The organism is Nocardia sp. JCM 34519.1 (assembly GCF_020361265.1).
Taxonomy (GTDB): Bacteria; Actinomycetota; Actinomycetes; order Mycobacteriales; family Mycobacteriaceae; genus Nocardia; species Nocardia arthritidis_A.
On the sequence record NZ_JAIRBR010000016.1, the window covers coordinates 41039 to 60611 of the forward strand.

At 67.2% G+C, this 19573-nt stretch carries 20 protein-coding genes; 13 read left to right on the forward strand and 7 right to left on the reverse strand.

Going from position 1 to position 19573, the window contains the following annotated elements; genetic code table 11:
• Positions 1-20 precede the first annotated feature (20 nt).
• A complete protein-coding gene (locus LGY53_RS30890; protein ID WP_225730210.1) occupies positions 21-1082 on the reverse strand; it encodes a low specificity L-threonine aldolase in 1062 nt (353 codons plus the stop codon).
• Between the two features lie 75 nt (positions 1083-1157).
• On the opposite strand from LGY53_RS30890, the gene LGY53_RS30895 reads away from it, so the two are divergent.
• Positions 1158-1673: a gluconokinase gene (locus LGY53_RS30895; protein ID WP_374111254.1), complete on the forward strand. Its 516-nt coding sequence runs from the start codon at positions 1158-1160 to the stop codon at positions 1671-1673.
• A complete protein-coding gene (locus LGY53_RS30900; protein ID WP_225730211.1) occupies positions 1670-2368 on the forward strand; it encodes an MOSC domain-containing protein in 699 nt (232 codons plus the stop codon). The genes LGY53_RS30895 and LGY53_RS30900 overlap by 4 nt, the downstream gene beginning before the upstream one ends.
• On the opposite strand, the gene LGY53_RS30905 is transcribed toward LGY53_RS30900, so the two are convergent.
• Positions 2369-2947, reverse strand: a complete 579-nt coding sequence (locus LGY53_RS30905; RefSeq protein WP_225730212.1) for a pyridoxamine 5'-phosphate oxidase family protein — start codon at positions 2945-2947, stop codon at positions 2369-2371.
• Positions 2948-3019: 72 nt separating this feature from the next.
• A complete protein-coding gene (locus tag LGY53_RS30910; protein ID WP_225730213.1) occupies positions 3020-3805 on the reverse strand; it encodes a M50 family metallopeptidase in 786 nt (261 codons plus the stop codon).
• A gap of 82 nt (positions 3806-3887) precedes the next feature.
• On the opposite strand from LGY53_RS30910, the gene LGY53_RS30915 reads away from it, so the two are divergent.
• Both LGY53_RS30915 and LGY53_RS30920 read left to right on the forward strand, forming a co-directional pair.
• A complete protein-coding gene (locus LGY53_RS30915) occupies positions 3888-5273 on the forward strand; it encodes an FAD-binding oxidoreductase (protein ID WP_225730214.1) in 1386 nt (461 codons plus the stop codon).
• A 165-nt stretch (positions 5274-5438) separates the two neighbouring features.
• Positions 5439-6095 (forward strand): DUF3558 family protein, encoded by a 657-nt coding sequence (locus LGY53_RS30920; RefSeq protein WP_225730215.1) that lies wholly within the window; start codon positions 5439-5441, stop codon positions 6093-6095.
• Positions 6096-6131: 36 nt separating this feature from the next.
• Here LGY53_RS30920 and LGY53_RS30925 read toward each other — a convergent pair whose 3' ends face one another.
• Positions 6132-7184, reverse strand: a complete 1053-nt coding sequence (locus LGY53_RS30925; protein WP_225730216.1) for a Gfo/Idh/MocA family oxidoreductase — start codon at positions 7182-7184, stop codon at positions 6132-6134.
• A gap of 80 nt (positions 7185-7264) precedes the next feature.
• On the opposite strand from LGY53_RS30925, the gene LGY53_RS30930 reads away from it, so the two are divergent.
• From LGY53_RS30930 to LGY53_RS30940, 3 genes are all read left to right on the forward strand, one after another.
• On the forward strand, positions 7265-8251 hold the full coding sequence (locus LGY53_RS30930) for a DUF4436 family protein (protein WP_225730217.1): 987 nt from the start codon (positions 7265-7267) through the stop codon (positions 8249-8251).
• Positions 8252-8839: 588 nt separating this feature from the next.
• Complete coding sequence (locus LGY53_RS30935; protein ID WP_225730218.1) at positions 8840-10402, forward strand: mannitol dehydrogenase family protein; 1563 nt, start codon at positions 8840-8842, stop codon at positions 10400-10402.
• Entirely contained in the window at positions 10399-11088 is a 690-nt protein-coding gene (locus tag LGY53_RS30940; protein WP_225730219.1) for an HAD family phosphatase, read from the forward strand. The genes LGY53_RS30935 and LGY53_RS30940 overlap by 4 nt, the downstream gene beginning before the upstream one ends.
• 12 nt (positions 11089-11100) lie before the next feature.
• Here LGY53_RS30940 and LGY53_RS30945 read toward each other — a convergent pair whose 3' ends face one another.
• On the reverse strand, positions 11101-11520 hold the full coding sequence (locus LGY53_RS30945) for a MarR family winged helix-turn-helix transcriptional regulator (protein WP_225730220.1): 420 nt from the start codon (positions 11518-11520) through the stop codon (positions 11101-11103).
• Positions 11510-12886: an MFS transporter gene (locus LGY53_RS30950; protein ID WP_225730221.1), complete on the reverse strand. Its 1377-nt coding sequence runs from the start codon at positions 12884-12886 to the stop codon at positions 11510-11512. Before LGY53_RS30950 ends, LGY53_RS30945 begins: the two co-directional genes overlap by 11 nt.
• Positions 12887-13052: 166 nt before the next feature.
• Between LGY53_RS30950 and LGY53_RS30955 the strand changes: the two genes are divergently transcribed.
• The 5 genes from LGY53_RS30955 to LGY53_RS30975 all read left to right on the forward strand — a co-directional run bounded on the left by LGY53_RS30955 (position 13053) and on the right by LGY53_RS30975 (position 16747).
• A complete protein-coding gene (locus LGY53_RS30955) occupies positions 13053-13394 on the forward strand; it encodes a hemophore-related protein (RefSeq protein ID WP_225730222.1) in 342 nt (113 codons plus the stop codon).
• A gap of 28 nt (positions 13395-13422) precedes the next feature.
• Positions 13423-14106 carry a response regulator transcription factor gene (locus LGY53_RS30960; RefSeq protein ID WP_225730223.1) on the forward strand — a complete coding sequence of 228 codons (684 nt, stop codon included), beginning with the start codon at positions 13423-13425 and terminating at the stop codon, positions 14104-14106.
• 48 nt (positions 14107-14154) lie between these two features.
• Complete coding sequence (locus LGY53_RS30965) at positions 14155-15765, forward strand: HAMP domain-containing sensor histidine kinase (RefSeq protein WP_225730224.1); 1611 nt, start codon at positions 14155-14157, stop codon at positions 15763-15765.
• A gap of 93 nt (positions 15766-15858) precedes the next feature.
• Positions 15859-16308 carry an SRPBCC family protein gene (locus tag LGY53_RS30970; protein WP_225730225.1) on the forward strand — a complete coding sequence of 150 codons (450 nt, stop codon included), beginning with the start codon at positions 15859-15861 and terminating at the stop codon, positions 16306-16308.
• The gene (locus LGY53_RS30975) at positions 16301-16747 is read left to right on the forward strand and encodes a MarR family transcriptional regulator (protein WP_225730226.1); all 447 of its coding nucleotides are present in this window, start codon (positions 16301-16303) and stop codon (positions 16745-16747) included. The genes LGY53_RS30970 and LGY53_RS30975 overlap by 8 nt, the downstream gene beginning before the upstream one ends.
• A gap of 7 nt (positions 16748-16754) precedes the next feature.
• Here the strand turns inward: LGY53_RS30975 and LGY53_RS30980 are convergent, their stop codons facing one another.
• The gene (locus LGY53_RS30980; RefSeq protein WP_225730227.1) at positions 16755-18245 is read right to left on the reverse strand and encodes a hypothetical protein; all 1491 of its coding nucleotides are present in this window, start codon (positions 18243-18245) and stop codon (positions 16755-16757) included.
• A 150-nt stretch (positions 18246-18395) separates the two neighbouring features.
• Between LGY53_RS30980 and LGY53_RS30985 the strand changes: the two genes are divergently transcribed.
• A complete protein-coding gene (locus tag LGY53_RS30985; protein WP_225730228.1) occupies positions 18396-19553 on the forward strand; it encodes a cytochrome P450 in 1158 nt (385 codons plus the stop codon).
• Positions 19554-19573: the final 20 nt, after the last annotated feature.

Sequence of the window (19573 nt, forward strand, 5' to 3'; positions counted from 1 at the left end):
CGGTTCGCCGCGAACGGCATTCAGCTGCGCATCTCCTCTTCCAGTGCCGCGACGAACGCGTCGACGTCATCGGGTGTCGTATCGAACGAACACATCAGGCGCACCTCGCCGGTGTCCTCGTCCCAGACGTGGAACCGGTGACGTTTGCCCAGCCGTTCGATGACCGGCCGGGGCAAGAGCGCGAAGACGGCGTTGGATTCGACCGGCCTGGCGATGCCGACACCGTCGATCTCGCGTATCCGAGCCGCGAGCCGGGCGGCCATGGCGTTGGCATGGGTGGCGCTGCGCAGCCACAGGTCGCCGCCGAGCAGCGCCTCGAATTGCACCGAGACGAAACGCATTTTGGAGGCCAGCTGGGTGCTGAGCATGCGCAGATATTCGATGTCGTGAATGTGCTCGGCCAGGACGAGCACGACCTCACCGAAGATCAGGCCGTTCTTGGTGCCGCCGAACGAGACGATATCGACGCCCGCGTCGGTGGTGAAGGCGCGCAACGGAACTCCGAGCGAGGCCGCGGCATTGGCCAGCCGCGCGCCGTCGACGTGTACCAGCATGCCGCGCTCGTGCGCGTGCGCACAGATCGCCTGGATCTCCTCGGCGGTATAGCAGGTGCCCTGTTCGGTGCTCTGGGTGATCGATACGGCCAGCGGCTGGGCGCGGTGCTCGTTGCCCCAGCCCCACGCCTGCCGGTCGATGAGTTCGGGTGTGAGCTTGCCGTCCGGGGTCGGCACCGGATAAACCTTGATACCGGCCACCTTTTCGGCGGCGCCGCACTCGTCGCCGAAGATATGCGCGGTCTCCGCCGTGATCACCGCACCCCAGCGTGGCAGCAACGCCTGCAGCGCAACGATATTGGCGCCGGTGCCGCTGAAAACCGGATAGGCCCTGGCCGTTTCGCCGAAGTGGCCGGCGAAGATCCGTTGCAGCGCGACCGTGTAGTCGTCGGCGCCGTAGGACGGCTGATGTCCGCCGTTGGCGAGCGCGAGCGCGGCGAGCATCTCGGGATGCGCCCCGGCCCAATTGTCGCTGGCGAATTCGCGTAGGGCGGGATCATGCCTGCGGATGGCGTCGGTGGTTTCCACCCCGGCCACGGTACGCGGCGGCGGTCGACCACGATCAATTCCGTAGACTGAGCCGAACCCGACCGAGGAGCCCAGTTGACCGATCTACCCAACCCGCTCGTAGTCGTCATGGGGGTGTCCGGGTCGGGTAAGACGACGGTAGGCGAGCAATTGGCGGCGCGATTGGGCGTCGAATACGCCGAGGGCGACGATTTCCATCCGGCCGCCAACGTGGCGAAGATGACGGCGGGTATCCCACTCACCGACGCCGACCGCGCACCGTGGCTGGATCGCATCGCGGCCTGGCTGGCCGGGCACGCGGATCGCGGCGGCGTCGTCACCTGTTCCGCGCTCAAGCACGGCTACCGGGACCGGCTGCGCGCCGCCGCCCCGCACATTTTCTTCCTGGAGCTCGAGGTGCCGCGCGATGAGCTGCTGCGCCGATTGAACTCGCGCGTCGGGCATTTCATGCCCGCGAGCCTGCTCGACTCGCAATTGGCCGCGCTGGAGCCGCTGACCGCCGACGAGATCGGCGCCGGCATCGACGCCGACCGCCCGCCCGGTGCTGTTGTCGTCGAAGCGCTTGCGGCGCTCGGTGTTACCGACCGATGATCGGCAGCGTGGCCCGGCTCACCCGATTCCCGGTGAAATCGACCGCAGGAGAGCACATTACCTCGACGCTGGTCGACGCACGCGGTCTCGTACACGACCGGGGGTGGGCCGCATACACCGCGGACGGCGGGATCGCGAGCGGCAAGACTACCCGGCGGTTCCGCAGGGTCGACGGGATGATGCTCTGGCGCTCAACGATTTCCGCCGATGACGTACTGCTGCACGCCCCCGACGGCACCGGCTACTCGGTGCTGGACCCCGCGGCGTCGGCGGCACTGTCCTCGGCGCTCGGCCAGCCGTTGGAGCTGCGGCCCGAGACGAATATCGCGCATCACGACGCGAGCGGCGTCCACCTGCTCACCACGTCGAGTCTGCGCGCCGCCGCCGACATCGGCGATGCGGAGCCGGACCACCGCAGATTCCGCGCGAATATCGTAATAGACACCGACGGAACGGGTTTCGTCGAAGACGGCTGGGTGGGCGCGGTACTGGCCATCGGCTCCGAGGTGACCATCCGGGTCGGCGCGGGTATGCAGCGCTGTGTGATGATCGACCGCCCGCAGGCCGATGTGACACCGAAAGCGCCGCTGCTGCGCGCGCTCGGGCGGTATCACGACACCGCGTTCGGTGCGGAGGCCGAGGTGCTCACGCCAGGCCGGATCGCGGAGGGCGATCCGGTGCGTCTGGTGCGCTGATCAGCGTTCGATGCTGGACGGCAGCGGATGGTCGGGTTCCAGTGCGGACAGGCCGTCGATGCTGGCCGCGTTGTCACCGCCGATCCGCCTGGCGAAATCGTCGTCGGTGCGCCGGGTGTGCAGTGCGTCGAGCACCGGGCGTTCGTCGACCAGTTCGAGATAGGGCACCGAATATCCGCACGAGTCGGCGATACGGTCCACCGTGATGACGATCACCGCCCGGATTCCCGGATGTTGTAATCCGAAATGCGGTCGCAGCCGGTCGAATTCGGCGGAATCCGGCCGAACCACCCGTCCGGTGCCGAACAGGCGCAGAATTCGCGATGTTCGGGTGAACGAGCAGAACATCACCGTGATGCGCCCGTTCTCGCGCAGGTGCGCGATGGTCTCCGCGCCGCTGCCGAACAGATCCAGATAGGCGACGGTGTGGTCGTCGAGCACTGCGAAAGTGTCGCGATATCCCTTGGGGGAGACATTGACTCGCCCGCCGTCGGAGGGCGCGGTGGCCACGAAGAACATCGATTGCCCCGCGATGAACTCGCGGAGCTTTTCGTCGATTTCGGTGAATACCTTCGCCATCGATCACCCCTGTCCCGCTCGTCCGAATTCAGACTAACCGACGCGGCGGTGGGACAATATGCGAGATAACTCTCAGCGCGGTGCCGGGCATACGGCGCTGGACACGTGCGGGATACACACACCACCCGCGTCGGCGATGAGCAGTCCGGCTCCGAAGACCAAGGCCGCCAAGGCGATCGCTCCGAAAACCAGCACCCACAGCAGTCCGGGCAGATGGGTGAGCCGCGCCAATTGATCGGCATCCGAATCCCGCGAGCCGCCCCAGCGCCGAGATCGGGTGCGCTGCAATTCGATTACCGGACGCAGCCCGGCGAACAGCAGGAACCACGCGCCGAGATAAGCGAATCCGGCCTGCAGCGTATCGGTGCCGAACCAGGAGACCGCGAAAACCGCGCCGCCGACCACGAATACGGTGAACAGCCCGTAGATGTTGCGCACCTTGATCAGCAGTGCGAGCAGCAGCACCAGCGTGACCCACAGCATGAGGGTGATCCGGTGCGCGCCGAGCAGCGCGGCGAAACCGAGCCCGATGAGCGCGGGCGCCGGATAGCCCGCCATGGCCGTCAGGATCATGCCGAGCCCGTACGGCTTCCCGCTCGACACCGTCAACCCGGAGGTATCCGAATGCAGGGTGATGCTGTTGAGCCTGCGCCCGGTGAGCAGCGCGACGAACGCGTGCCCGCCCTCGTGCGCGATGGTCACCACATTCCGCATCACCCGCCACACCGGGGTGAATCCGACAAGGACCAGTGCCGCGACGCCGGTCGCGGCCACCAAACCCCATGGCGGCGCGGTCTGGGTCGTCGTCAGCCGATCCAGGATCGAGGTCCCGTGCTCGACGAATTCCGCTCTGTCCACCGCCGCACCATAGCGGTCCCGGGGCCGCTATGGCAGGCCCGGCGGAATCCGGCCGCTCGGCAAAACCGGCTACGGTGGCGGAATGACTTCCGAGAGAGCCGGATTGGTGCTGGAACGCCGTCGATTGACCGGTTGGAGCCGGACCGCGCCGACGGTCGCCGCTGTCCTGTCGACACCGGATATCGACACCATCGCGGAAACGGTGCGCACGGCGGGCCCGCGCGGCGTCATCGCCCGCGGCCTGGGCCGCAGCTACGGCGATCCGGCGCAGAACGGCGGCGGCATCGTCGTCGATATGACCGCGCTGGATCGCATCCACCGCGTCGACCCGGACAGCGGGCTCGTCGACGTGGACGCGGGTGTGAGCCTGGACACGCTGATGCGGGCGGTGCTGCCGAGCGGGCTGTGGATCCCGGTGCTGCCGGGCACCAGACAGGTCACCGTCGGCGGCGCGATCGCCGCCGACATCCACGGCAAGAACCACCACTCGCACGGCAGCTTCGGCAATCACGTCGTCTCGCTCGACCTGCTGACCGCGGACGGTTCCGTGCGCACCCTGACCCCGGAAGGCCCGGAGGCGGAACTGTTCTGGGCCACCGTCGGCGGTATGGGTCTGACCGGAATCATCCTGCGCGCCCTGGTGCGGATGAAGCACACCGAGACCGCGTATTTCATCGTCGACTGCGACCGCACGAAAAACCTCGACGAGACAATGGAATTGCTCACCGGCGGCTCGGACGAGGGCTACGAGTATTCGGTGGCGGTCCCCGATACGATCAGCACCGGTGCGCGGCTCGGACGGGCGGTTTTCAGCAGGGGATCGCGGGCGACACGGGATCAGCTGCCGGTGAAGCTGCGGCGAGATCCGTTGCGGTTCAACGCGCCACAGCTGTTCACGGTGCCGGACATCATCCCGAGCGGCATCGTGAACAACTTCACCAACCGGATCGGCGGTGAAGTCGCATACCGTGTGCTGGGCAAACAGGGGCGCGGGATGATCCAGAACATCACGCAGTTCCTGCATCCGCTGGATGTGCTGGGGGAGTGGAACCGGGCCTATGGCAGGCGCGGGTTCATGCAGTATCAGTTCTCCATGCCGTTCGGCGCGGAGGACCAGCTGGCCGATGCGGTCCGGATGATCGCCAACTCCGGGCACCGGTCATTCCTGAATGTGTTCAAGCGCATGGGTCCGAGCAGCCGTGCGCCGCTGTCGTGGCCGCATCCGGGGTTCATGCTGAGTCTGGACTTCCCGCTGAAACCCGGACTCAACGAATTCTGCGCCGAGCTGGACCAACGGGTGCTGGCCGCGGGCGGGCGGCTCTACTTCGCGAAGGAGTCGCGGGCGACACCGGAATTGATCCGGGCGATGTATCCGCGGCTGGACGAGTGGCGGCGGATCCGTGACGCCGTCGATCCGGAGCGGGTGTTCGTATCGGATCTGGCGCGGCGATTGCGGTTGGTCGCCTGATTCGGTGACAGATCTTCGGCTGTCCCAGCTTTTGGGGGCATCTACGTGATTGCCGAGCCGCCAATGCTGACCGTAGTGTCGGATAGCTAGGGGAGGTTTGTCCCCAAAATAGGTGGCAGTGAAGGGTTTTCGTGGATGTCAGGCATAAGGAAGCCGATATGCGGGGTGGTTGCGGCGGTTGGCGCCGTGCTGCTGTTCGCGGGCTGCGGCAGCAGTTCGACGAGCAGTCAGCCGACTTCGAGTAGTGCGAAGGCGACGGCCACGGCCGCCGCGACCACAACCGCGGGGGGTGCGAGCACTTCCTCAGGTGGCGAGAACACTTCCGCCGGGGGCGAGAACCCAACGGCCGCACCGGCGCCCGCGCCCGCTCAGCCTCCGGCGCCTGCTCAGCCGCCCGCGCCCGCTCAGCCGCCCGCGACGGCAGCGCCCGAGGTCACGCTCTGGGATCCGTGCGGGATATCCGACGCCGATATCACCAGACAGGGATTGGTCACCGCGAGCAAGAAGCGGGATAAGAACCAATGCACCTGGCAGAACGCCTCGAACACATATGATGTGGCGATCTTTTCGGCCCGGACGACGGTGCAGGAATTGCTGCAGAGCGGGCGCTACACGGATTTCGTCCGAACAGCGGTCGGCGAGCGGGAAGCCTACCAATATCGCGCAGCCCAGGATTCGAACAGAATCGGCTGCTACATCGGCATTCCGACGGCGCACAGCGGTCTGGTCCAATTCGTGGTGCGGAATCTGAAGCCCGAGGCGCTCGAGCCGTGCGGTACGGCACACCGTCTCAGCGAGGGCCTTGCCGGCTACGTGCCCTGATCGATGGTCGGAATGCGCTGTGCGGCAATGTTTTCGTCAGATCGTGAACAGCGAACCCGATTCCGCGGAACGCCGGGCCGACGCCAGCACCCGCAGCGCGGCGACGGCATCGCGCGGATCCACCGGAACCGGTGCGTCGTCGAGTATTGCGGCGGCCATTTCGCGGTAGAACGCCGGATAGTCGCCGGGCAGGGTTTCGAGCGGCTGCGGGTCCGGTTCGGTCCCCAGCCGTCCCCAGCGTTCGGAAGGCAATGTGCCCCAGGGCGTTCCGTCGCCGGGGCGGCGACCGGCCCGCAGCGCATCCTCCTGCGGGTCCAAACCGTATGTGACATAGCCGGATTGGGATCCCAGAACCCGAAAGCGCGGTCCGAGTTGCGGTGTCACCGCGCTCATCCAGAGATGCGACCGCACACCGGATTCGTGCGTCAGCGCGACGAAAGTGTCGTCGTCGGAACGGATTCCGTCGCGCCGCCGATCCATTTCGCAATACACCGTGCGCACCGGCCCGAACAGCGTCAGCGCCTGATCGATGAGATGGCTGCCGAGATCGAACAGAATTCCGGCCCCATCCTCGGCCGCGCCCATTTCCCGCCAGCTGCCCTTCGGAATCGGCCGCCAGCGTTCGAAACGGGATTCGAAACGCGTTACGGCGCCCAGCTTTCCGCTTTCCAACAACCACCGCACGGTCCGGAAATCACCGTCCCACCGGCGATTCTGGAATACCGAGAGCGCGACGCCGGCCCGCTCGGCCCGCGTCAGCAACTGCTCGGCCTCGCCGACGGTGACGGCGAACGGTTTGTCCACCACCACCGGCAGTCCGGCGTCGAGCGCCCGTGCGGCGAGCGGCGCATGCGTTCGATTCGGCGTCGCGACGACCACCAGATCGATATCGTCCGGCCGGTCGAAAAACTCATCGGCACTGGCGAACACCCGCACTCCCGGATGTTCGCGCCGCGCCTGCTCGGCCCGCTCGGCCGACCCGGTGACCACCGCCGCGACCCGCATGCGCGGTTCCGCGGCGATGAGTGGTGCGTGGAAGACCGATCCGGCGAGTCCGTATCCGAGGACGGCGACATCGATGGTGCGCATAATGCCGACGTTACGGCAAGCGAATCCTCGGTTATCGCGGGGTGATCGGAACATGATGACCGGTCGATACCGTTCGGTTCGTGCAGGAGATTACGAAGCGGCGCGGCCCGCTGTGGTTCGCGATCGCGGTGCTGGCGCTGGTCACGACATTCGCGGCGAGCCTGGCCATGTACGAGGGCGGCCGGTCCCGCGCCGACACCGTCTACCGGGTCGGAGATACCGGCGAGCCGAATCGCGTCGATATCGACGTCTGGGTCGGCAAACTCGATCCGGCGATGCAGACCGCGACGGTGGAGGTGCTGGCGCAACCGCGCGGCGCGTTGGCCGACAGGTCGGGCTTCTTCGCGGCCGACAGCGTGCTCTACACCTCGGGACTCAAGGCCGACCCGATCAAAATCAAAGCGGGCGAACCGATTTCGGCCCTCGAACTCAAGGTGGCGATGGCCGGAACCTTCACCGACTATCCGTTCGACAGCTATCGGACCACATTGGCCTTCGACGTACTGCAGGGCGACCGACATCTGCCGCTGACCGCAAGCGTGTCCAGCGGCGACACCTTCTTCACCCTCGAGGAGGCCCCGGCGGCCGATGGGGTCGATCTCGCGGTGCACGCGAAAAGGTCTTCTCCCGCAGTGTTCTTCGCGCTCTTCATCATGGTGCTGATGCTCGGTCTGGCCGTGGCCGCGGCGATCGCGAGCTTCTATGTGCTGCGCTGGCGGCGCGGCCTGATGTGGCCCGCCTGCTCGATGATGTGTGCCCTGCTGTTCGCGTTGGTTCCGCTGCGCAATGCAGTGCCGGGCGGGCCGCCGATCGGCTCGATCATCGACTTCACCTCCTTCTTCATCGCCGAGGGCGTCATCTCGGTCGCCCTGGTCGCGTCCGTGCTGATCGGGTATCGGGTCGAGATCGCCAAGGAACGTGCGCAGCTGCGGGAGGAGGCCCCGGTCGGGCAATCGCCGATAAGGGAGCCCGAGCTGCTCGGGTCCGCCGCGGGACACTCGCGGTCGGTCTTCGAACCAGGCATACCCGGCGCGCCGACCGCTCCCTGGGAGCGGCGCGAGCATTGACGAACCGATCCGTCGGCCCGGCGAATCGGTCATTTCCGGCCGACGTGCGCCGGGCCGGAGGAGTGCCGAGAACGGGTACGGGGTCTGGTTTGCCGAGCGAACCGGACCCACAGACCGGACTGCATAGTTTTACCCGGTAGTAACTCTTTACGCTTTTCGGTGGCCGATCAGCGTACTACCGGCGAGTAGCCATTGACCTGGTCATCTGTCCATCAGACCGCGCAAATCGGGCGAGATGGGCTACTTTCCAGCTAATTCGACGTTATTCAAAAACCTCCGGAACCGGACAAATTTCCAGATAGTTACCGTGGCGAACGTCACGATGGCAATTTTCCAACCGATGCGGAGGGGTACCAGACCGGCCGTTTTGTTCGCGATGACGTGGCGTTTTATGAAACGTTTACGATTCCGTCGCGGACCGGCCGAGATGCCGAATTCGGCGGTCATTGTGACGCTGCACGTCGAACAATTAACCGACCTGCCTTACCGTCTGGAACGCACCCGATTCAACGCTGATTCGGCCTGTGATCGTTTGACGAACTCGGCACTGGTGAGTTCGTTTTCTACCGGAACGGACGGAGGCCGCACATGCGTGTGCCGCTGCAAACCGCGCTCGCCAAGAAAATAAGATCCGACGCCGCACGAGCGGCGGGAATTTCGGCGGATCGAGTAATTCCCCGGCTTTCCGCGGAAAATCTCGCCCGACTCCCGGAAAGTGTTGTCCGGCCCGGATTCGCTCCCGAGAGCACCGGAATTCTGCACCTGGGTTGCGGTGCCTTCCATCGCGCCCACCAGGCGTTGCTCACCCAGCACGCCATGACGGCGGCGAACGATCCGCGCTGGGGTATCGCCGCGGTCGCGATGTCGCGCCCGACGGTGGTGGACGCCCTGCGCGCGCAGGACAACCTGTACACCACGCTGCTGCACGATGACGACGACGCACGGGTGGAGGTGGTCGGCTCGATCACCGAAACCGTGCACGCCCCCACCGACCGGATCGGCGTACCCGCCCGGATGGCCGATCCGCGCATCAAGATCGTGACGCTGACCGTGACCGCCACCGGCTACTGCCTGTCCCCGGTCACCGGCCGCCTCGATATCGCCTGCGATGCCGTGCATCACGACATCCGTTGCCCCGCAACGCCGATCACCCCGGTCGGCATGCTGGTGCGCGGCTTCGAGCTGATCCGGGCGCGCGGCGGAACGCCGCCGGTGGTGATCAGCTGCGACAACCTGTGCGAGAACGGCAGGAAGCTGCGCGCGGCGGTGGTCGAATTGGCCGGGCTGCGCGACGAGGCGCTGGCCGGCTGGATCGCCCGCAACGTGCAGTTCCCGAACAGCGTGGTGGACCGGATCGTGCAGCCGAGCACCCCGGCCGATCTGGCGGTGGCGCGCAACTGGCTCGGCGGTATCGAGGATCTCGCGCCCGTCTCCGCCGAACCCTTCATGACCTGGACCATCGAGAACTTCGACGGGGAGCGCCCGCTCTGGGAGGCCGCGGGCGCGCATTTCGTCGACGATGTCACCGACTACGAGCTGGCCAAACTGCGGCTGCTCAACGCATCGCACATGCTGCTCGCCTATGTCGGCGGACTGGCCGGGTACCGGACCATCGCCGAGGCCAGCAACGATGACACCCTCGCCGCGCTGGCCCGCCAGTTCATGCTGCGCGAGCAGGGCCCGACGCTGGCGCTGGCGCCCGCCGAGCTGGACCGCACCGTCGACGGGCTGATCCGCCGCTTCCGCAATCCGGCGATCTGCCACGATATGACCAGGGTCGGCCGCAACGGCTCGGACAAGATGGTGCCGAGGGTGGTGAGCGCGATGTGCGAGAACATCGCCGCCGGCCGCCCGACCCCGGCCGCGACGCTGCTCATCGCGGCCTGGATCCAGTCCTTCACCGACCGGCCCGGCGCCGTGCTGGAGGTGATCGACCAGCACGCCGAGAGCCTGAAAGCGGCGGCGGCGGAACCGGATCCGCAGCGCCGGGCTGGGAAGTTCCTGCGCCGCACCGATATATTCGGGACGTGGCCGGACCCGGACCGGGTGCGGCGCGAGGTCGGCGCCGCCCTCGCGGAATTCGGCCGCGACGGCGTCGACGCGACCGTGCGGCGCAGGCTCACAACGGAATTCGAAAGGAGTGTGGCATGACCGACGTGCGACCGGTGCGCGCCGTCGTCTTCGATATGGACGGCCTGCTCATCGATTCGGAGATCCTGGCGATGGAATCGCTGGTGAGCGCGGGCGCCGAACTCGGCTACGAGATGCCGACCGAGTTCTGCCGCAGCATGATCGGCGTGCCCGCCGACCGCTGCCGCCAACTCGCCGTCGAGTCGTACGGCGCCGATTTCCCGCTCGAAGCGTACTTCGACCTGCACGAGGTGCATCTGCGCGAATTGGTCGACGGCGGACGGCTGACCACCAAGGCGGGCGCGCTCGAACTGCTGGACGAGCTGGAGCGCCAAGGGATTCCGAAGGGCATCGCCACCTCCTCGTCCCGGGTGCGGGCCGACCACCATCTCGAATTGGTCGGGCTGGCCGGACGTTTCGACGTCGTGGTCACCCGGCAGGACGTCACCAACGGCAAACCGCATCCGGAGCCGTATCTCACCGCGCTGTCCGCACTCGGCGGCGAGGTGGAAACCGCACTGGCACTGGAGGATTCGACCAACGGTTTGCGCGCCGCGCATGCGGCGGGACTGCGCTGCCTGCTGATTCCGGATCTGGTGCGTCCGACGCCGGAGTCGCTGGCCAAGGCGCACCGGGTGCTGCCGGATCTGTACCGCGCCATCGACTACATCGCCACCGCGAATCAGGTCACCGCCGGAATCCGTTGAGCGGGTAGCGAATCAGCGCTCGATCTTGCGCAGCAGATCGCGCAGCGCGGATAGATCGCCGGGTGAGAGCGCCGCCAACGCGGGCGGCGCCGGATCCGGTGTCGCGTACGCGTCGGTCAGCGCCGCGCGTCCGCGCTCGGTGATGGTGACCAGTTTGCAGCGCCGGTTCTCCGGGCTGATCTCGCGCACCACCAGCCCCCGGTCCACCAGGTCGTTGACGACCACGGTGGTCGCCGGTTTGTCCATCATCGCCGCATCGGCGAGCTGGGACATGGTCAGCGGGCCCGAGCGCAGCCGCTTGAGCACGCGAACCCGGCTGAACTGCAAGCCCGTTCGCTCGGATATCGCGCGCTTCCATTGGTCGCGGGTATCCATCACGAGGTGGGTGAGCATGGCCCAGACCTCGTCGGAGGTGGGGGCGTCAGTGGACATCCTGGAGCACTTTCTGATCGAGCATCGGGGCGACCGCCGCCTGTGATCGGCGCGCCCATGCGGTATTCGCGACGATCCCGAGTATGGCGATGCCCGCGGCGCCCGGCGCGATCACCCACCACACACCGGTCGTGCCGAGTACGCCGCACAGCGCGACGCCGATGCTGACGCCCACCTGGCGGCTGGTGGATGCCACCGCGGCGGCCGCGCCCGCGCGGTCCAGCGGCATCCCGCTGACGGCCGCGGTGGTGATCGGTGCGTTGACCGAACCGAAGCCGATGCCGAATATCGCGAAGACGACGATCAACATCCAGATCGGCGTATCCGGGGTCAGCTGGGTCAGCGCGAGCGCGGCGACCGCCATGGCGACACCCGACACCAGCAGCGACGGCTTGGTGCCGAGCCGTCCGACGAGCCGCCCGGACAGCGGCGAGGACACCAGCGTCGCCGCGGCCATCGCGACGTACAGCAGTCCGGTGTGCACCGCCGAATATCCGCGCACCGTCTGCAGATACAGCGAACCGGTGAACAGGAATGCGCCGAGGCCCGCGAAGGCGAAGACCGCGACGACGGTGGCCGAGGCGAACGGGACGCTGCGGAAGAAGCGCAGATCGATGAACGGATCCCTGCGCCTGCGCTCGTACCAGATGAATGCGGCGATGGCGGCGGCCGCGGCGGCGAACATCGCGGGCATCCGCTCGATCAGCCCGTAGACCAGCGTGAACATGAAGGCGATGGCCAGCAGCTGGCCGACCGGATCGATATCGCGCACCCGGTTCGACTTCGATTCCGGCACATAGACGGTGGTGAGCAGCACGGCGACGGCGCAGATCGGCAGGTTGATCCAGAACACCGACTGCCAGCCGAACAAATCGATCAGCCCGCCGCCGACGATCGGCCCGAGCGCCATCGAGATGCCGACCACCGCACCCCAAATGCCAACGGCGCGAGCGCGTTCCATCTTGCCGGTGAATACCGTGGTGATGATCGACATGGCCACCGGGTTGAGCATCGAGCCGCCGATGGCCTGCACGAAGCGGGCGGCGATCAGGATGTCGATATTCGGTGCGAGGCTGCACAGCAGCGAGCCGAGCGCGAAGATCACCAGCCCGATCCGGAACAGCCGCCGCCTGCCGAATCGGTCGGCGGTGGCGCCGGCCAGCATGAGCAGGCTGGCCAGGGTGAGGGTGTAGATGTCGATGATCCATTGCAGCCGGGGCAGCGGCGCGTGCAGCTGGTCGCGGATGGCGGGTATGGCGACGTTCACGATGGTCGCGTCCATGGAGGCGATCAGCAGGCTCAGACAGCAGGTGGCCAGGATGATCGCCTTTCGGCGCTGCGACAACCCCTCAACAGTTGTATTCACACAATGATTGTGTAGTCACAACTGTTCCGAACGCAAGGGCGCCGGTTCTTCAGCCGACCCTCAGAAAATCGGGGTGCGATCCGTAATAGCGTGGAGGAGTGGTCATCGTGAGATCCGATGGCTGAGGTGAAATCTGTTGGGTAAGTGAGTGATTCGAGGAGAAGTCATGAATCGTGCGAAACGCGTCGGCGGCGCGCTGCTAGCCGCTGGAGTGCTCGGCGTGACGCTGGTCACCGGATTCGGCGCGGGGGCCGCGGCCGCCGATCCCGTCCAGTGCAATCCGCAGGCCCGCGCCCAGGCGCTGGCCCAGAGCAGGTCGAATGTGTCGGCGTATCTGGCCGGACACCCCGATGTGGCCGCGGAGGTGGCGAAGATCAAGGGTCTGCCCAAGGATCAACGCAAGCAGGAGCGCCACGAATACTTCCGTAGCCACCCGGCGGTGGCCAACGATATGAAGGCGGCGCTCCAGCCGATCCGGGACTACCGGCAGGCGTGCCATCCGAAGTGATCCGGCCCGCCCGCCCGAAGGAGGCGAGATGTGCGCGCGGGTGCTGGTGGTCGAGGACGGCGCGGCCATCCGGGCGGCGGTCGCGGCGGCGCTGCGCGACGCGGGACACGAGGTGCTGGCCCGCCCCGACGGGCAGCGGCTCGAACACGACCTGACCGACTTCCGGCCGGACCTGGTCGTCCTCGACATCATGCTGCCCGGCCGCGACGGTTTCCAACTGCTGGAGGTGATCCGCCGCCGCAGCGCCGCCGGTGTGCTGATGCTGACCGCGCGCGACGCCGTCCCCGACCGATTGCGCGGATTGTCCAGCGGCGCGGACGATTACGTGCTGAAGCCGTTCGTGCTCGCCGAACTCATCGCCCGGGTGGACGCGGTGGGCCGCAGGCTGGGCCGGATCGCGGCCACCGTACAGGTCGGCGATCTGGTGGTGGACCCGGACGCCGGTGTGGTGACCCGCGCCGGAACGCCGATCACCTTGACCCCCACCGAATTCGCCGTGCTGCGCCACCTCGCCGAACAGCGCGACCGCATCGTCACCAAAACCCAGATCCTCACGGCCGTATGGGGTTACGAGAACTACGACGATAATCTGGTCGAGGTCTACATCAGCGCGCTGCGCCGCAAACTGGAGGCGCACGGCGGCCGGTTGATCCACACGGTGCGCGGGCGCGGATTCGTCATGCGCGCCGATGCCGCCGAGCCGCCGGAGTAAGCCGCCGATGCTGTGCACCGCCGACCTGCCGGTCGATAGCATCGGACAATGGTCGACGCCGATGGCCGGTCTGCCCAATCGCCCGCGCCTGTTCCGGATGCCGCTGACGCCGGTTCGGATTCCGGGGCCGCGCCGAATGCCGCCGCCGATGGCCGCTGGGCCGAATCGTCCGGGCCAGTTCCGGATGGTTCCGGCCGCGCGGCGCATGCGTCCGCGCCGAATGCCGCCGTCGATCGCCGCTACGCCCAATCGCCCGCGCCGGTCGCGGATGCTCCCGGCCTGGCGGCGCATGCGTCCGCGGTTGTGCCGGGTGCCGATGGTGAGCACATGATCCGGCGGCCCGCGAGCCTGTCGACGGTATCGCTGCGGCGGCGGGTCACCGCGATCTCGGTGGTGCTGGTGGCGATCGCGCTCGCCGCGCTGGTCGTATTGGCGAACGCGCTGTTCGGGCTGGTCGCCGACCGGGGTATGAACGCGATCCTCACCGACCGGATGCGTGAGGCGCGGGAGCTGTCGGCGCGCGGTATTCCGGCGCAGCAGTTGGTATTCGAACTCGACCAGCGGTCGGTGCGCGCCCGGCTGGTGCTGCCCGACGGACAGGTGCTCGGCAGCCTGACCGAGAAGCGAATCGCGCAGGGCCAGACCAGGACTCGCACCATCGAGCTGACCGGCCCGGCCGTCGGCAGGGCGCGGCTGACGCTCGGCGTCGACACCGGGATACTCGCGGGCGCGCGGGTCCGGCTGTGGTGGCTGGTGGCGCTGTCCGGCACCGCGGCGCTGGTGGCGACGGCGCTGGCGCTGAGTATCGGCGTCGGCCGCGCGCTCGCGCCGCTGGACACCATGACCCGGCTGGCCCGCGAAATCGCGCACGGCCGCAGGGGAATTCGGCTCGCGCCGACCCGGGCCGACACCGAATTGGGCCGCACCGCGGCGGCTTTCGATGACATGCTGGACGAGCTGGAGGGGGCGGAGGCGCGCGCCATCGCCGCCGAGGAGCGCACCCGCACCTTCGTCGCCGACGCCGCGCACGAATTGCGCACGCCCATCACGGGAATCGCCGCGGTGGCCGAGGCGGTGCTGCGCGAATCGCCCGACGCCGATCCCGAGGAGCGGGAGCGGCTGCACCTGCTGCTGGTGCGCGAGGCGCACCGGGCCGGACGGCTCGTCGACGATCTGCTGGATCTGGCCAGGATCGATGCGGGTGCGCTGGACCTGCACCGGGAGCCGGTGGAGTTGCGCGCGCTGGCGCAGACCCAGGTGGACCGGGTCGCGGTCCAGCATCCGGAGCTGACGGTGGCCGTCGACGGCGATGAGGTGACCGTCGGCGCGGATCCGGCGCGGATCAGCCAGATCCTGGCCAATCTGCTCGACAATGCCTGTCGCGCAACGCCTTCCGGTGGCCGCGTCACGGTGTCGATCGGTCGTCGTGCCGATACCGCTGAGGTGCTGGTCACCGATACCGGTGTCGGTGTCCCGGATGCCGAGCGGGAACGCATCTTCGATCGGCTGGTCCGGCTCGATCGCGATCGCGGCCGAGCCACGGGTGGGTCCGGCCTCGGGCTGCCCATCGCGCGCGGTTACGCCCGCGCGCATGGTGGCGAATTGGCTTGTCTGCCAACCGATTCGGGTGCGGAGTTCATGCTTACACTGCCGGTTTAGGCGAGTGCGTCAAGGGGGATTGCGGCCATATCGTTGACTTGTTGTTGCGACAACAGTTACTGTTGTCGCAACAACAAGTAAGGAGTTGCCCAGATGTACGTCATCGCCGAAGAATCCGTCATCACCGGGGAGATCGCGCAGATCTGGCAGGCCGCCACCGATGTCGAGAACTGGCCGTCCTGGGATCCACACGAGCAGGCCGCCCGCATCGACGGCCCGTTCGAGCCGGGCACTAAGGGATGGGTGAAGCCCAAGGGTGCGCCCGCCGGGCCGTTCACGCTGGTGGCGGTCGAACCGAAGCGGTCGTGGACCAGCGAGGCGGCCATCCCGTTCGGCAAGATCCGCGGCCACTACACCTACGACCCGCTCGGCGACGGTACTGTCCGAGTCGCCAAGCGCATGGAGGTGCACGGACCGTTCGTCCCGGTCTTCCGGCTTATCTGGGAGCGGGGGATTCGCACCGATATGCGCCTGACCATGGCCGCGCTGGAAAAGGAGGCGCGACGCCTGACCATCGCGAAGGAGGACGCCGACCGTGGCTGAACCGCGCGGCCCGCTGATGAGTCCCGGATTCTGGCTGCATCATGCCGCATTGGAATGGCGGGCGACGGTCGAGCGGAACCTGCGCCCGCTCGGGCTCACCCTCACCCAGTTCAACCTGCTCGCCTCCACCGGCTGGCTGTCCCGCCACGGCGAACTGCCGACCCAACAGCAGGTGGTCGATATGGCCGGGGCCGATCGGATGATGGGCTCACGGGTGATCCGGGCGCTGGCCGAAAGCGGTTTCGTCGAACGGCATATCGACCCCGACGACGCCCGCGCGCTGCGCCTCGCGGTCACACCGAAGGGCCGCGAGGTGGCCGGGCGCGCCATCCGCATCGTCAACGACACCGACGAACAGATCTTCGGCCCGGATGCCGATGCGCTCCGCGGCCAGCTGCAATCCATTGCGGCGCAACGACTTCCGCACCTCGCGGACTGAATCTCCGTTACGCGGACGCGCCGAACTTGTCGGCCCGCGCGATGGCGAGCGAGCGCCAGAGCTGGCTCTCCATCGAATCGAAGACGACGTCGACGAGATGTATCGCCAGCTCCTGCGTCGTCCTGCTGAGCCGGGCGGGTGGGCGATGCGGTCCGGCCGGGCTCGTCGGCGGATCATGTCTGCCGGACAGGTAGTCCAGTTGTTTGCCGGTCTCGTGTTCGATCGCCCGCGCCAGCCGGGAGGTCTGGCGGAAGAATTCCTCCCCGGTCGACTCCAGCGCCGTCATCAGCCACCAGCGCACCGCCGGATCATCGTGCCGCAGCGCCAATTCGGCGAATTCGATCATATGCTCGCGGTGCAGGTCCATATCCGGATCGAGGAAGATGAATCGCAGGGCCTGCGATGCGGAGAACCCGAGCAGATCGTCGAGTTCCAGTGTGTCCCAATCGGTGAGGAACAGATCGCTGTGCGCGGAAAGGCGGGCGGCCCAGTCGTTGATCGCGCGGCGCGCCGGATCGGCCGCCGCCCGATAGGGCATGGCGTATTTGTTGAGATCCCGGTAGCCGAATATGTCCATCAGCCACATCGGGATGAAGCGCCGGAGCCGGGCCGAGGGCCGGATGCCGTCGTCCGCGCGCAGCCACCCGTAGAACGGGTGCGCTGCGGCGCGGGCCTTGCGCATCTCCAGGTGCTGTGCGACGAGCGCGTCCCGGTTGTCGAGCGGAATCACGTGTAGCGGCGGGGCATTCCAGTTCGCGAGGGCTCGGGGGCGCGGCGCGGGCCGCGTCGGCGTGGTATCGGTTTCGACATACCGCTCGGCGTAGTCGAGGAAGGCGTCGAAGATCCGATCGAAGATATCGGCCATCCTGGTGCATACCGCCGCGGTCCGCGCGCGGCGATCCGGATCGAGGATGTGGTCCTCGAACACGCCCTCGACATTGCCGACGTGCCCGGTCTCCAGATCGAGGTGGTAGGTGCCGAAATAGCGGTAGTCCAGGCCGGTGCTCCGGGTCAGCTCCGCGGCGACCCGAGAGGTGTTGTCCAGGAAGACATGTCCGGCGGCCTCACCCGCCTCGGAATGCCCGAACCGGACCAGCGCGTCATCGTCGTCCTCGACCGCCAGCGAGACGAATTCGATTCCGCTGCGCCGGAATACCTCCTGCTCCGGCGAGAGGAACAGCCACCAGAGCATATCGCTGGTCCGCCAGTTCAGCCGCCGGTCCAATTCGAGTTTGTCCCAGTCCTCCAGGAACATGCGTGAGTGCTTCTCGTCCTCCCAGGTGCCGAGATCGATGACCCATTCGAACTCGTTGCGCGGCTTGGGAAATCGGAGCACCCATCGGTTCATGTCGCGGAACTGCATGATGAAGAAGGCGCCCATCGGCGCGAACCGCAGCCGCTGCTGCGGCGGGAGCGGACTCGACTGTAGCCAGTGGAAGAAGGGGTGCCGGGTGAACTGTTCTTGGCGCGTATCTCGCAGCGCCATGATTTCTTTCATGATCGTGCCTGCTTTTACACGGAAATGTTCGTGGTAGGCCGCACGGCTATGTGGGCCGAAACGGCCCAACCTCACATTGACACTCGTTGTGGCGCAGGTCAATATGAATTGTTCCGGCGAAATCCCCAACGCGGCGAAGAGGTAGATCTCATGGAGCTGTGGGGGCTGTTCGATCCCGCGATCCGCGCCGATCCTTACCGTCACTACCGGAAGCTGCGCGACCAGGGGGCAAGCCTGCACGACAAGGGGGCGCATCTATTCCTGAGTCATGCCGACTGTGCGCGGCTGCTACGCGATCCCGCGTTCGGGCACGGCCGGGACGGCGCGGCCACCATCCGGTCGTTCCTGTTCCTGAATCCGCCGGAGCACACCCGATTGCGGCGTCTGGTGTCCGCGGCGTTCACCGCGCGCACGGTCGAGGGCCTGCGCCCGCGGATCGAGCGCATCGTCGGCGATTTGCTCGATGCCGTTGTCGATGCGGGGGATTCGGACCTGGTCGCCGAGTTCGCCCGCCCGATACCGGTCACGGTCATCTGCGAATTGCTCGGGATACCGGCCGCGGACCGGTCGCTGTTTCCGGGTTGGTCCCACGATCTGGCCTTGGCGTTCGATCCGGACCTCGACACTCATCAGCCACCGGAGGTGCTGGCCCGGCGTGACCTCGCGCACAGCATGTTCGCCGAGTATTTCTTGGCGCTGCGGGCGCAGCGATTGCGCCATCCGGGCCGGGATCTGGTGAGCCGCCTGGTCGCCGAGGACGGTGGTGTGGCCGGTGACGCCCTCGCTCCGGACGAATTCGTCGCCACCTGTGAACTGTTGCTGCTGGCCGGGCACGAGACGACCGTCAACCTCATCGGCAACGCGATCGCCGAACTGATCCGGGAACCGGATCTGTACGCGGCCGGGCGGAATCGCCCCGAGCTGGTCGGCGCGATCGTGGAGGAGACGCTGCGGATGCATCCGTCGGTCCAGTTCGTGCCCCGTCTAGCGCTGGCGTCGACCACCTTCGCCGGATACGAGATCGCCGGGGGCGACCTGGCCATCGCATTGGTGGCGGCGGCCAATCGCGATCCGGACGTCTACCCCGACCCGGACGCATTCCTTCTGAATCGTCCTGGGGCGCACCATCTTTCGTTCGGTGCGGGACCGCATTTCTGCCTCGGCGCGCCGCTGGCCCGGTTGGAGGCCACGATCGCGTTGACGATGCTGCTGGCCCGCGGTCGCCTGGAGGCGACGGGCAGCATCGCCTACGCCGACAACAATGTGCTGCACGGTCCCGCCACGCTGCCCGCGCGGATCCGGCCTTGATACGCCTCGGATCCCTTGAT

Coding starts and splice junctions, on each gene's coding strand:
- LGY53_RS30915 (WP_225730214.1), top strand. CDS start 3,888: ATGACTTCCGAGAGAGCCGGATTGGTGCTGGAACGCCGTCGATTGACC.
- LGY53_RS30965 (WP_225730224.1), top strand. CDS start 14,155: ATGGTCGACGCCGATGGCCGGTCTGCCCAATCGCCCGCGCCTGTTCCG.
- LGY53_RS30940 (WP_225730219.1), top strand. CDS start 10,399: ATGACCGACGTGCGACCGGTGCGCGCCGTCGTCTTCGATATGGACGGC.
- LGY53_RS30955 (WP_225730222.1), top strand. CDS start 13,053: ATGAATCGTGCGAAACGCGTCGGCGGCGCGCTGCTAGCCGCTGGAGTG.
- LGY53_RS30970 (WP_225730225.1), top strand. CDS start 15,859: ATGTACGTCATCGCCGAAGAATCCGTCATCACCGGGGAGATCGCGCAG.
- LGY53_RS30935 (WP_225730218.1), top strand. CDS start 8,840: ATGCGTGTGCCGCTGCAAACCGCGCTCGCCAAGAAAATAAGATCCGAC.
- LGY53_RS30900 (WP_225730211.1), top strand. CDS start 1,670: ATGATCGGCAGCGTGGCCCGGCTCACCCGATTCCCGGTGAAATCGACC.
- LGY53_RS30905 (WP_225730212.1), bottom strand. CDS start 2,947: ATGGCGAAGGTATTCACCGAAATCGACGAAAAGCTCCGCGAGTTCATC.
- LGY53_RS30980 (WP_225730227.1), bottom strand. CDS start 18,245: ATGAAAGAAATCATGGCGCTGCGAGATACGCGCCAAGAACAGTTCACC.
- LGY53_RS30985 (WP_225730228.1), top strand. CDS start 18,396: ATGGAGCTGTGGGGGCTGTTCGATCCCGCGATCCGCGCCGATCCTTAC.
- LGY53_RS30945 (WP_225730220.1), bottom strand. CDS start 11,520: ATGTCCACTGACGCCCCCACCTCCGACGAGGTCTGGGCCATGCTCACC.
- LGY53_RS30960 (WP_225730223.1), top strand. CDS start 13,423: ATGTGCGCGCGGGTGCTGGTGGTCGAGGACGGCGCGGCCATCCGGGCG.
- LGY53_RS30925 (WP_225730216.1), bottom strand. CDS start 7,184: ATGCGCACCATCGATGTCGCCGTCCTCGGATACGGACTCGCCGGATCG.